This window comes from uncultured Roseibium sp., from assembly GCF_947494555.1.
In the GTDB taxonomy this organism is placed as follows: Bacteria; Pseudomonadota; Alphaproteobacteria; order Rhizobiales; family Stappiaceae; genus Roseibium.
The window spans coordinates 1833820-1847025 of record NZ_CANLVF010000001.1 but is presented as its reverse complement, the minus strand read 5'-3'; the positions used below and the strand labels follow the sequence as shown (position 1 = coordinate 1847025).

Genomic DNA, 13206 nt, shown 5'->3' with positions numbered 1-13206 from the left:
CTTAAGCAGATTCATAAAGCAAATTGTACATCATTTTGTACATCATTTTGTACATCAAAACTCAACTAAAGTGCGGACTGAACTTGAACTAAAATCCATTGAAAAAGCGTTCTGATTGTCTTTCGTAGGTCGCACCCTATGAGGCACGCATAACTTAGACACTAGTAGGTCTCTAGACCAAAAGATGTGGCTCTGCTTTACTCAACTTGCACGCACTTGCAAATTATTCTTCTACAATTTGAGGGATTGGAAAATGAAAGTAGACCTTTATACAAAACTGACGCTGACTGTTATCGCTGGAGCGCTTGTCGGTTTGCTCGTTCAAAACACTTCATCGAATGCAATAGCTCAAGGCGGAGTGCAAAAGGTTGCGATCTGCGACCTAGAATATCCCGATTCTTGCGCTGTAGTCCTCCGACGAGACAGCAGTGGTCATGAAACATTAGCTGTGACTTCTTTCGCAGGGAATTGATACCTAATATTTGCGGTTTGCTAAACGCCAAACGGCGTGCCTTCCTTTGCCAACAAAACAAAGCCGCGGCCTAGAGCGCGGCTTTCTCGTTCAATTGCAGGCGATCAAAGTCCTGGATGAATTAGATCAGACGCGGGGAAGCTTGACTTGCCCAAACGGCGCTAAAGACGACAAGAACATTAAGTGAACAAACGTGGGTTCGAGCATGTCACGGCGAAGCGGCCGCGGGACCGTCAAACTGGAACCTTGGCTGCGGCGTGTGACGCACTCAGATCGACTGGAGAAATGAAGTGCCTGATGAAAAACTTGGGTGGGGCGCATTAAAACTCCCAAACCCGCATAAAGCTTACAGATACCGACCAAACAACGAATTTCTGCTAGATTCCATTGAAAAAGCGCTCACAGAGCAGGCTCTTTGGATGTGCCCACTTTCGACCCAAGACGATCTGGTCGAAGCATCGGTGGCACTAAAACCAACAGACTTCTCAGAGAAACACAAGAGAATGGGTGAAGCTTTTGATCGACTTGCAACCTTTTGGATTGATTCCAACTCAAAACTGATGGCGGAACAAAACGGTCACCATTTCTCGGAGGCAGAGTTCGGAAAACTCATGCAGGAAGAAATCACTCATTCGTTTCAAACTGTATTGGGCGAAAAAATCTTGAATGCCGATGAAGAGGAACTACCGAATCTCGTTGAAGAATGCCGCGCGAAACTCCGGTGCGCATGTTTTGTGTCATCACCAACCTCGGGAGTAATGTGGGGTCTTTACGCCAACAACCACGAAGGATGCTGTCTCGAGTACGATGATCACTATAACAGGCACTTTTATATTTTTAATTTGCTAGCACCAAAATTGATTGAATACAGCCAAGAGAAACGCATTTTGGATAGATTTGATATCTGGGAAGTATTGGCCTTCTTGACCTATTCTAACCGTATAGAAGGCGGACCATTTTCGATTTCATCGCAAAACGATCCACGAGTAATGGCAGCCAAGCTACTCTTTTTGACGAAATCAAACGAATTTAGCTGGCAAGAAGAATTTCGAGTTGTCGACCTTGGTGAAACCCAAGGATACGCGTCGTGGGAACACTTGAAATTACGAAAGGTAATCTTTGGCGCCAGATCGTCTAACGAATTTATCCAAGAAGTCAGGGAGCGATTTTCGACGGAACTTACCTATTCACAAATAACAACAGAGCCAGGAAATCCTGAATTGCAAATTGTAGACATTTGAGATCATCCCACAATAGCCACTTTGCCCTTGTCTCCGGACTTGCGTGACTGGAGAACTATTCTGCAGGAACGAACACGGAAGCAAGTATGTCACGACGCAGCGGTCGCGGGACCGTCAAACTGGAACCAGCGCTCGAAAAACTCGGCACCGGCCGCGCCGGCGCTGTTCAGGTGATGCGCGAGGCAAAGATTGGCTCGCCGGAATATCGGGAAGCTAGTAATGTCGCGGAGGCGATCACGATCTGACTGAACGATTGACGGGCGATCGCTCCCACTTTCACGCACAGCCTGCGTCGACAGCGCCGAAAGAATGATTTGTCATGTTTGTGGGTATCGTTCGCCGTGTATTGACGATATGTGTTACAGCAGCCAAGAGCTAAGTTAGCGTCAATGCTGCCGAACACCAGGTGCATTCCAAAAGTTCGCGTTGTTTTTTATCGCGTGACTATGTGCTTCTGCCGCCAACCGACCCAACTGAAAAATAAAAGCCCTCCCGCCAAAAGAGGAAAAGCAGCTGGCAGCGGAACTACCGCCGCTCTGGCAGTAATGTTTTCCAGCTTAAAAAATGACAGCTCGGTTGTGGGTACCCAATAACCGTGATCAGGACCATGGGGGCCTGGCTCGGGCGTTAAAACCTCGAAGAAGTATCTCGTAAACAGCATAAAGAATGCAGCACTGCGTGGTTCTTGGTTCCAGAACTCCGAGAACAGGGTTGCCAATTCCAATGCGTTGGTGGGTTGGTCGCGCGGCCCAGCATATGCAAGCTGATCGTTTGTGGGCCAACCATGCTGAAAATCTTCAATATACGCGTCTCTCGGTGGAAGATTGTCTGGTGTAAGCCCAACGAGGCTCGCTTCAGGCAAAGAAAAATTTTCATGCGAGAATGTGCCTGGGTTTCCACCACCGTAGATTAGCAAAATTCCGCCTGGTTGGGTTAGCGTTGGTATGTCGATACCAACCCACCCAAGAGGACCATTGCCGCTGACACCAGAGATATAAGTGTCCCCAGAGAAAAACTCGATTTTGGAGATTGCCCCTTGATCGTCGATCGTCGCTCTGTGAGTGAAGGCGTCGCCGTCTTGCAGCTCAGGCGGAACCCAACGAGACGATGAGTCGATTTTGATTGTGCCTCTTAGCTCAACCGCAACCGAAGCAGCCCCCACCTCTGAACACAAAAAAATGGAAAGTAAACAAGCAAATACTGATCTCATGTCACACTCGGATTTTCGTAATTTATAGTTGCATTATTACAATCAGCGATAGTGCAATCCGGTTGCATCGTCAACATCTCGTCGCTCGACAAAAAATATTGCAGTGATATCGATCGATAAATCGACAATCTGACCGATCAATTGATGGGAAACCGCAAGGATTATTCAGCTTGGGGGCCCCTTCGACTGGCCGGAGCAGTCCCGCCCCGGCCTGGCCGCCAAACGCTGAGCCCTACCGAACCGCAATCGACACAGACGCAACGTTCCAGGTCGGAACCGTTGTCCACCCGAAGTTGCCAGGCGATTGCGCGCCTGCGTTCGCAAGCGCCCGATGGGCAAAGCCAATCGAACAATGCCCGCCGCTGGTTGAGGATCCCGCATGGCTTTGCGCGTTGATGGGCGTTGCCCCGGTATAGTTCGGCGGCGCTGTCGTCGCAGTGAACACCGTTCGCTGCGTGGAGGCCATCACCAGGAAAACCGTATCGGCCGGCGCACCGCCTGGATCGATGGGCGGCGGTGTCAAAGTGCCAGAGATCGCAACTGTCACATTGCCCGACGCGCCGGAGATCTCCGCAAAGCCGAAGCATGTGGACGAGCCGCCCGCACCTTCCTGGGTGAATTCAACCGTGGTTCCGCCCTCTGTTTCGTCCGCGACCCGCGTGAACACATGCAGGAACGTGGAGGTTGCCGCCAGCGTCCAGCCAGGCTCCAATTCCGGAACAACGTCTGCAACAGCCGTCCTGAACGCCGCGACAAGCAGATTACCGTTCGCAATCCCGCCCGGAAGAACCAGATTGTGCGATCCGTCCGGCGCAAGGTCCGAATATGTCGTAGACTGCACGACCTGGACACTTGAGACAGGCGGAACCACGATGTTCGGATTGCCGACATCGATAAAGCCTGGTGAACCGATACCGTTTGAAGGCGTCAGGCGGCAGCGCAGCGGATCGCCGTCCGTGCTTGCCGTGAAAGTCGATCCCGTCGCGCCGTCAACAAGCACCCCGTTGACATACCATTGGAACGAGAAGCCGACAGCGGGATAACCGGACCAGTCACCGACACCGCAGGCATAGACCTTGCCCGCCTCGGTCAAAACGTCCTGGTCGGCGATCTCAGACCAGTTGCCCGGATCCTGATCCCAACTCACCAAAGTCTTTTCCAGGAGCAAAGGCGCTACTGTGTTTGCTGGCGCAGCGTTTACGGTCGTGCCTGTCGTCTGCACCCGGTTGCGATCATCAACCAGGTCCGTTTCGGAGCTGAGCTGCTTGTAGTTCTGCGACCATGGCCCCCAGCCAGCCGCGTTTCTAAGCCGATAGCCGCAATGGTAATGCTGCTCGTGTATCAAGCCGGTCATTGTGCCGGTGTTGGCAGGCGCGACCTGTTCCACCCATTGACGGCCGTCCAGGCTGCGCCGCACGGCGCGTTCCAGAATGGGAAGCGTGGAATATTCGCCCTTGGTGGAATAGTCCCAGCTGATTGCACCATCCCCAGCCGTAAAGAAGTCGCCGGGATCGCCCCGATATCCGACCTCAGAGCCGAGATGCGCCTGGTCCGGAACACCAGTCCACTTCGCACGCAGGCCGAACGTGTGGAAGATATCGTAAAGCCCATCCCAGAGCGGCCCAGGACTATAGAGCGTCGGACCCGTTCCGATCAGCCGCCACCGGTCCATAAGCCCGAGAATGGCGGCGCGCGGGTTGGTGTTATCGTCAGCCCCGCCCTGCAACAACCAGTCATTGCCGGTCTCGCCGGAAGGACCGTTTTCCAGGTAGCAAGCAAACAACGCTTCCCACAAAACGCCGGTTGCGATCTGCCCGTAACGGCTGTCCAGATTGCTGTCATTGCCAGTTGGCGACATCATCGGCATGCCGAGCATTTCCTGGAACCAGCCCTGCGGCAGGTTCGTGAAGTTGCCGACAGGCACAACGTCATCGATCCGGGTCTGATCGACCCAATAACATTGGCCCCACTGCGTCGTTGCCAGGGCAGCCCGTGCCAGCATGGCGCTGTCGCGCAGTGCAAAGCCGGTTGCGACCCAGAACGGGAACCAGGCCATACCCTGCCCGGCTCCGGACATCAGGAAGATCGCGTTGTTGCCGGAGCGGACGAACAGCTCATCGATCTGCTTGCCAAAGCCGATGATCTTGTACATCAGCGGCTCTTTTTCGGCCTGCGTGTAGCGGTCATCGAGCAGGCTGAAACATGCCTGCATATAGCCCCGGACGATATGGCCGGAATAGTTCGTGTTGGTATTCCGGCCACCCGCCGTGTTGTAATTGTTCGCCCAATGCTTTGCCGCGGCAATCCGGTTGCCGGCCTTCCAGAGTTGCGCCGCCTTCCAGGTCATGAACCGCGCGCCGAGGTTGAAGGTCGCCGAAACGGCGGCATCAAATTCCTGTTGCGTGGCATCTGCCGGCATGCCCGCCTCTACCGGAGGCTCGTATTCCTTCGCCAGCGCTTCTTTCAGGATGCGCTGGTTTTGCTCCCGCGAGATCGTGTCGCCTGGCTTGAGCTTGCGGCCCCACATATTGCGGAAAACGCCGCTGCGGTTTGTGAACCCGGTTCCAATCGTCAAAACGCCGACCGGATCAAGATAGGCGCGCGACACAAATCCCTCATGCGCCTCAACGAAAGCGACGCCCTTTGCACTCGTTTCCATGTGATTTCCCTTCAGGCACGAAAAAGCCGCCCGAAAGGGCGGCGCAAAAACTGCGAATTGTCAGGCGATCAGCCCGCTAGACGTCCCAATTCATGGGCGTCAGTCCGAGCGAAACGGCAAGCGCGTCTGCGTTGTCCTTGGCCGTTTGCAAAACTGCGGTGTAATTGACCGGGTCAGGTTCCGCCTCGAGCGCCACTCGCGTCGCGCGTCTCAATCCAGCGATCGACCCCGCGATCTGCCGGAAGGCCGTCGCGTTCGACATGATCGCGTTAGAAAGCTCTGTCAGGGTTTCGCCGGTCTGATCGGCTTCCGCCTGAAGCAAGGCGCGCTGATCGGCCGGGACAGTGTTCGGGTCCGCGAGATAAGACGTTGCGGCCGCTTCCTTGGCCGACCAGGACAGCTTTTCGCCGATCGACACATTGCCGGACACGTGGTTTTCGAACGCCTCGGCATAGTCAACAATCATCGCCTTGGCGCTTTCCAGCGTGTATTTGGCCACAACCGGAGCCGAAAACGTGTTGTCAGGGTTTTGGGTCGAACCGTTTGTTACATAGTCGCCGTCATGAACCACCGCTTCGCCGGCGCGCGGCCCAAGTCCTGCAACGTCTTCACAGTTGGCGATCACAACGCCATTTTCGATCAGGAGATATTGTCTCATGCTGCCAGCTCCTTCGCTATGACGGCCGAGGACCCGCGCTCAAAGCCGCCAGTGTCTCCGTCCGTGATTGTTCTGTTGAGATAGGCCGAGCGTGATACATCAAATCTGATGTGGACCGTGTAAGTATTGGTGCCGGTGTCGGGCGTTGTATCGATGAACGAGAAGGATATCGGCGCCATTGTTCCGGTATCATTATTGTCGAAATCGACGGCAATCATGCCAACCGTTCGAGACCCCGCAGCCGCATGACTTCCGATTTCGACACCATTGCGCCTGACGTAGATCATTGAACTTGCGACCGCCTCAAGACTGAGACTGATGTTGAGTTCAACAGCGCTGTTTGCAGCTACATTGTCGATCGACGTCGAGAGCGCCAGCAGCTCAAGATCGGCCCCCGGTCCATAGACCGCTGTTGTGGTGACCAGTGTTTGTACCCAATTCGCAGCAACACGCGCATTTTCATCAGCCTTGGAAACAACGTTCGTCAGGTCCTGGATGACATTTGCTGCCGTGATAAGGACCGGATCGTCAACACCGTCGGAAACCTTGACGGCGATGTAACCGATGATCGTCTTCGGACGGGTCTCAGCGCCAGTGCGTGGCGTTCCATTGACACCGTCAGACACCGCCTCTCGCACCGGACAGGCTCCTCGATCGACGGCCCGGAAATCACGTTGCCGGCGTCATTGCGTGGCAAAGGCCGGGTCAAGTCACTGCCGGCAGGATCTTCCAGCACCTGGCGCGGATAGAGCGTCACCGGTTCATCGCCCGGCAGTCCCTCGCGAACCTCCATTTCCACTTCGTCATATTCATCGATATCGGTCGTCCCGATCTTGAACTCTGACAGGTTGACCGGCCCGGGCCCGAAGACGAAGAGCGCGCGGATATACTGAATGTCGCCGACAATCTCGGTATAGGAGCGCGCAGCGAAGGGCGGCGCATAGCGATGTTCGCCGAAGGGCACCGGCAAAGGCGCATCGGGCGCCAAGCGGTTTTTCCAGCCGCTGATTGTGTAGGATTGCTTGACGTCGCTGTCGGACGGCGATGACAGCGCCTCCGGACTTGCCGGCGGCACCAGGGCGTTGATCAGGAGATTTCCAAGTGCAGTTACACCAAGCGTCAAACCTGCCTGTGCCAAACCGAGGGAGATGCCGAGGGCACCAGCAAGCGCGGGCGCGAAGAACGCTCCAACAGCAATCGCGGCGATCGCAACGACGACTTGCAGGATCGACCTGAGTGCATTCTTGCCAGGCAACACCCTGATAACGACACGAACACCCGCCCGGGGACGCACAAACTGCCAATTTTCCCGCTGAATGACTTCCGCGCCCTCCTGCGTGACAAGGGCAACCCGGACCGGCAAATCTTCACCGACAGCCTCCGGCAAGGCGGTTGCAACGATCTCTGCAAGGGTAAGCCCATGCGGTAACGACATGTCTATCCGGTTGGCACCAGGATCGAACAACGGCGCCGCAATGACGGGAACGGTATCAGTCATCAGCCCGCACCCTCATGTCTTCATGTCGGTAATGGCCGATAAGCCGCGGCTGCCAAGTGCCGGTCCGGTAGTTTTCCACCTTGACCTGGTCCTCGCCCTGGACATGCAGCATCCTGCCGTTCTCAACGACGACACCGCAATGAGCGGCAAGATTGCCAATTCGAAAGAGCGCGATATCGAACGCCTGCGCAGGGCCCTCAACCTTCCGCCAGGGTCCGAATTCAATGGCATCGGAAAAGAGCGCGTTGAGATCTTTGCGCTCCTCGCAGCTGACATAGTCTCCCGCATAAGAGGTCAGCTGCATGCCAAGCTCTTGCAGATAGACGAGCACGGCCAGTCCGTAGCAGTCGCAGCCCACGCTTTCGCGGCCGAATTCCTTGAACGGAATGCCGACATATCTGTTGCTCCAACTCATCTGTGAAGTCCCGGAAAGCGTTGTTTGGTCATTCGGACCGACGGAAAGCTTTCTTCCTCGATCGGTTGCCGGCTCAGAAAAAGCGTAATCTCGGCCGCGTCGCCCTCGGCACGCACAAGCCGCAAGCCCTTGTATTCTGCCTCGATCTGATCTGGCGACGAGGCGAGCACAACGGCGATGTCAACGCTCGCCTGCGTCGTGATCATCTGCAGAACGTCGGCAATGCCCTTGGTGACATTTTCAAGAACGACCGACGCTTCGGCTGGCGCCTCCTCCAGGTCGCTCGGCAAATCGGCGGATACGAGCACGAACTGAAACGGCTCACTGACCGGATTGGCACCGTTGAACGTTGACCGTGTTCCATAGGTCAGCGGATCATCGGAAAGCCGATCTGCATTGTCTGTCGATAGCCGGACCGGTTCTGAAAGCTCATCATGCTCGATATGAAAAAGAGCAACCTCGATTTCGTCTGTCGAATGCTCTTCCAGCGATAGACGCTGATTTAACGAGATCCGCCTCACGGCATCACCGTAACGGGAAAGGTGACGACAAATTGCAGCCCGGGCTTGCTGACCGTGGGCATGTTTTCGCCGAAAAGCACAAGCCAGTGCGCTGCGATCAAGATCGGTTCGTCATCCGGCGCCAGGAGCGCACTGCCGTCGGGCGCAAGCAGCGGCCAGCCATCCGTGATGGGATCCGGCATTAGAAACGGCAAAGCCCCCAATTGGATCTCTTCCTCGTGGAAGGTTTCAAAAACGGCGAGCTGCTCACGGTTGATCTTGATGCTCAGCGAGACAAGCTTTCCGACAGAGGAGAACCGGCGCTTGTAACCAGGCGGCCCGGTTTCCGCGCGTTTTTTGATACGCGGGTCCTGGAGCTGTGTTTGAAAGCTGGACCGTTGAGGTTTCGGCAGGTCTGCAGGCCAAACCGGGATCATCGTTTAGCCCTCTGCTTCTTGACGCCATAGGTGCGGCCGAGCGTACGCTGCGCGGCTCCGCCTGGAAGGCTCAGCGAGTCCGCAACCTGCTCCGAGATGACGAACTTCGTGCTCCGGCCGCCACGTTCATCGCGGCTTTCCTCAACATCGACTTGCGCATTTGAATAGTTGTGCACTTCGATTTTCGACTGCCCGTCATTCGCCGCCTGTCCGCGCATCGCAGAAGAGCTGCCAGTCGCGGCATACGGCGTTACATAGCCGCCTGAGCGAAACCCCATCAGAGCGCCGCCGTGGATCTGGTCCAGGACGCCAACTCCGATGCGCCGCGTTGCCGGCGCGCTGAAAACATATTCGTTGGCATGCACAAATCCGGCGACATCGGAATCAGCACCAGGTCCCGTCGAACCGCCGCGGTTGAAGCCGAAAACACCTGCGAGGCCTTTGAAGATACCGGAAAAGAAACCGCTGAAGCCCCCGCCCCCGCTCGCGCCCCCGGCACCGTCGCCGAGACCGCTGAAAACATTCTGCAGGCCTTCGGCCATGGTTCCGGCAAGATCCTGCGACTGGCCGGCAAACGATGTTGCCGTGTTGGCAAGGCTAGTGCTGCCTTCTGCAAGCGATCCGATCGCCTTGCTGACACCGCCATCAAAACGCGTCAGTCCGGACGATGCGGTTGTCAGATCACCACCAAACACATTCAACGCCTCTTCGGCTGCCTGCAGGCGGCCGGTCCAGTTGTGCATGGCCTCCGGGTTGCCGTAGGAAAAGCCGGACGGGCGCTCAAACCCGCCGAAAGCAGCGGTCGCCTCGCGCACGTTGCGGCTTGCGAGCAGATCGCGGAACGACCGGTTTTCGGTCGTCTGTAGTTCGTGCCAGGCAAAGTCCAGCTGACTGCCCACATTGCCGAGGTTCTGCCGCCCGCCGATAAAGTCGAAAAGTCGATGACGCCGGTCATTGTGCTGGAAGAGTCCAAACGCGTTGCCGCCGTCCCCGATCGCAAACGGGTTGAATGCGCTTTCTGCCGAGACGTTGCCGACAATCCCGGCCACCTGGTGCGGCTGCAGGCCCTTCCCGAGGAAATACCGCCAGACCTGCGAGGCCACCGAGCCGCCGGTCGACGGCGCGATCGCCGAGGCCGCCGCCGCCGGCAGGGACGCTGAAGCTGTAACCGGCGGGCTGTAGCTCGAAACGGAAGTCGCACCGCCGCCTCCGCCAAAACCACCGACCCGGCCGCCCGTGATCGAACCGAGAAGCCTGGACAGGAAATCGGTCGGCGCAGGACCGCCCAGCAGGAAATTGAACTGACCGGCAAGGAAGTCTCGCAAGATCTGCTTTGCAAGTTTTTCCAGAACGTCAGAAAGCTCTTCACCATTGACAATGGCATCGGCCAGACTGTCGGAAAGCTCTTCACGCAGCGGCGCAGTTGCTTCCCTCAGATCGTTTGTGCGCCGCTCGGCGACAACCAGCTGCGCTGCATAACGGCTCGGCCCATCTCCGGACGCGATCTGCTCCAGGCGTTCAAGAGCCGCCGCCGCATCATCGGTTGCGCTCGCATAATCCCGCATCGCGGCGACCCGGGCGTCATCGGCATTGCCGCCCGCACGGGCGAACAGGCCTTCGTTTTCCAATTCCGCAATGCGCTGCAGACGCGCCGCGAGCTCTTCGGCAGGTGCGCGGCTGGTTTCGATCAGCCGTTTGACTTCCGACAGACGCTTTTCAAGGTCGCGGTTGCCGGTCGCATTCAGCTTGTCGATGACCTTTTGATAGTCTTCAGCGGCTTTCGTCCGCGCGTCCGCTGCCTGACTGGCCGTCAGAAAGCCTTGCTCTTCAGCGGCAGCGATATCCCGCAAGGTTTCCTGATACTTGTCGGCCGCCGGCGTAATCCGCTCGACCCAGACCTCAGCGAGTTTTTCGAGGCGCTTGCGCTCTTCTTCGAGAAGCAAGTCATCGTTCTGGCTGGAGGTTGAAGGCGTCGCGTCGGCGCCTTCTGGCGGTTTACCACTGCGGACATCGAGCAGCTCGCGAAGTGCGGCCGCTTCTGCCTCAATCAGGGTAAGGCGCTCCCGCTGAACTTTCAATCGCGCAGAGGCAATGGAATCGTCGCGCCTTTCGAGACCTGCAATCGACTCTCGGAGAAGGATGCCTTCATTGACGAGCTTGATGTAACGCTCTTGAACACGCAGCGTCGACTGGTCTTCAACATCACGCGTCAAATCAATCAGCGAGCTAAACCCATCCAATGCCGTTGCGAGAAATTCGGTGAGCGCTTGCATTGCCGGCGCCGCATCTAGCAGCGCCCTGGTCAAACTGCGATTTATTGTCTGCGACGCCTTTGTAAGCTCGCTATCCAGCTCTTCAGCGCGCTTTATGACCTCCGCATCAAAAATCAGTCCGAGATCGCGCGATTCCTGGATCATGCGGCGCAGGTTGTCCGAGCCGCGGTCGATCAGTTCAACAAAGCGTTCGCCGGCGGTTCCGCCGAAAATTTCGTCGGCGATCCGGATCTGAGCGGCCCTGTCGAATTTCTCGAGGCGTTCAATGATCTCAACGAGAAGATCGGACGGGTTTTCGAGTTCCCTTTTCAATTCTGCAGCGCTAAATCCAAGCCGCTGGAACGCTTCGGCCGCAGGACCTGCACCGGTCAGGATGAATTCATCGGCGCGAAGGTTCAGTTCTTTCATGCCGTCGGTCAGGGCGTCGACGGCAATCCGGTTGCGTTCAGCAAAGAGCTGCAGCTCTTGAAACGGTTCGAAATCAAGCCCGGCCCGGCGCGCTGCGTCTCCGATTTCTGCGACCGAGCGCGCGGCATCACGGGACGAGGTTACGACCTTTGCAAAGCCGAGCGACAAGGCACCGATTCCGATCGCAGCCGCGGCACCAGCCGGACCCATGGCCCGGAGGCCGGCGCCAGCCGCACCGAGATTGCTCGACATCCCGGACGCGCTTGTCTTCAGATCGTCGACCGCGGCATCAACGGCCTTCAGGCTGCGGCGAGCCGGTTTGCTGGCACGTTCGATCCGCCTGAGCGCCTGCTCGCCTTCAGTGCCAAAGCGGCGCAGCTCGCGCTGAACGGCCTTGCCGTCGACAGCAGCAAGCCGAATGCCGACTTCAGGCATTCTACCTCTCATGTTGCGCTCCGTATTGGTCCTGGAAGGACTTTAGAAAGGCTGCTTCGTATTGAACGAGAAAGTCCGAGACGATCCCGGCTTGCGAAGCGGTAAGATCACCGGCACGGGCAAGCGCCTCGCCGATCAGGAGACCAGTGCGGCGGCCGTCCTTTTCAGAGATCCGGCAGATCGGGTTTCGGATCTGAATTCTGCGCCGGCGCCTGGTCGAATGTCGGCTCGGCTGGTTGCGCTGGATCGGTCAGCCGGGTTTCCAGCCCGTTGCCGAACATCTGGCCGATGTTGAGAGCCTGGCGCAGCTGCTCCTGCGCGATCGGCCGGTTGATCTTCGAGCCGCGGCCTGTTCCCACCAGAGCATCGCCGTAGATCTTGCCCTCGGCGATGTACTGAGACACCCGCCCAGGGCTTACGTTAATGAATTTGGCGAACTCACCCTTGGTGACAACGGCGTTTTCACCCGCGTGTGCTGTCACAGGCTCGCTCCGGAATGCTGCTCGACTTTAGGAATTTAGGGCTGACTTTAGGACTTTAGCCGACTTTAGGCTTCGAATTTAGGGTCAGACTGGCGACACTAAACGCTCAGTTCCCCCGTTTTGTCTTTTGGTGGGATACGGTCCCTTGAGGGTAACGGAAAAGCTCTGATTTCCAGCTCAAATCGCAAACACATGAAACAAGGGCGAGCATCAATTACCAGAAATCGAAGATTCGGGAATTGGACAACTACAGGCTATAGTTGTATTTATTCTAGTATTAAGACTGTAATCCAACATGAGTGTTAAGGAAATTTCTATGGTGCCCAGTGATGTAGTTATATTATTATATACTTTGGCGATAATATTCATGTTGTCGTACTTTTTCGGCGGCATCGATTTTGGGCCAATAAAAATTCCCAAATTGCAAGGTAAAACTAGATTTGTTGTTCCTGCTATTGGTTTCTTTTTGTTCATCTCGCTGCTTGCGAGCCCAATTTACTCCACCACATTTGGTCACT

The 13206-nt window shown here is 56.4% G+C and carries 11 protein-coding genes; 2 read left to right on the top strand and 9 right to left on the bottom strand.

Features of this window, described 5'->3' with window-relative positions:
• The first annotated feature begins 762 nt into the window (after positions 1-762).
• Together Q0915_RS08540 and Q0915_RS08535 are read left to right on the top strand one after the other, a co-directional pair.
• The gene (locus tag Q0915_RS08540) at positions 763-1713 is read left to right on the top strand and encodes a DUF2971 domain-containing protein (protein ID WP_299482079.1); all 951 of its coding nucleotides are present in this window, start codon (positions 763-765) and stop codon (positions 1711-1713) included.
• An 86-nt stretch (positions 1714-1799) separates the two neighbouring features.
• Positions 1800-1958, top strand: a complete 159-nt coding sequence (locus Q0915_RS08535; protein WP_299482076.1) for a hypothetical protein — start codon at positions 1800-1802, stop codon at positions 1956-1958.
• Between the two features lie 188 nt (positions 1959-2146).
• On the opposite strand, the gene Q0915_RS08530 is transcribed toward Q0915_RS08535, so the two are convergent.
• From Q0915_RS08530 to Q0915_RS08490, 9 genes are all read right to left on the bottom strand, one after another.
• On the bottom strand, positions 2147-2923 hold the full coding sequence (locus Q0915_RS08530) for a hypothetical protein (protein ID WP_299482073.1): 777 nt from the start codon (positions 2921-2923) through the stop codon (positions 2147-2149).
• Between the two features lie 232 nt (positions 2924-3155).
• Positions 3156-5582, bottom strand: a complete 2427-nt coding sequence (locus Q0915_RS08525) for a hypothetical protein (RefSeq protein WP_299482071.1) — start codon at positions 5580-5582, stop codon at positions 3156-3158.
• Between the two features lie 76 nt (positions 5583-5658).
• Entirely contained in the window at positions 5659-6240 is a 582-nt protein-coding gene (locus Q0915_RS08520; protein WP_299482068.1) for a hypothetical protein, read from the bottom strand.
• Between the two features lie 484 nt (positions 6241-6724).
• Entirely contained in the window at positions 6725-7738 is a 1014-nt protein-coding gene (locus tag Q0915_RS08515; RefSeq protein WP_299482065.1) for a hypothetical protein, read from the bottom strand.
• Positions 7731-8153 (bottom strand): NlpC/P60 family protein, encoded by a 423-nt coding sequence (locus Q0915_RS08510; protein ID WP_299482062.1) that lies wholly within the window; start codon positions 8151-8153, stop codon positions 7731-7733. The genes Q0915_RS08515 and Q0915_RS08510 overlap by 8 nt, the downstream gene beginning before the upstream one ends.
• Positions 8150-8674: a hypothetical protein gene (locus tag Q0915_RS08505; RefSeq protein WP_299482059.1), complete on the bottom strand. Its 525-nt coding sequence runs from the start codon at positions 8672-8674 to the stop codon at positions 8150-8152. Before Q0915_RS08505 ends, Q0915_RS08510 begins: the two co-directional genes overlap by 4 nt.
• A complete protein-coding gene (locus tag Q0915_RS08500; protein ID WP_299482056.1) occupies positions 8671-9090 on the bottom strand; it encodes a hypothetical protein in 420 nt (139 codons plus the stop codon). The genes Q0915_RS08505 and Q0915_RS08500 overlap by 4 nt, the downstream gene beginning before the upstream one ends.
• The gene (locus Q0915_RS08495) at positions 9087-12218 is read right to left on the bottom strand and encodes a phage tail tip lysozyme (protein ID WP_299482053.1); all 3132 of its coding nucleotides are present in this window, start codon (positions 12216-12218) and stop codon (positions 9087-9089) included. The genes Q0915_RS08500 and Q0915_RS08495 overlap by 4 nt, the downstream gene beginning before the upstream one ends.
• A 152-nt stretch (positions 12219-12370) precedes the next feature.
• A complete protein-coding gene (locus Q0915_RS08490; protein WP_299482050.1) occupies positions 12371-12688 on the bottom strand; it encodes a hypothetical protein in 318 nt (105 codons plus the stop codon).
• Positions 12689-13206: the final 518 nt, after the last annotated feature.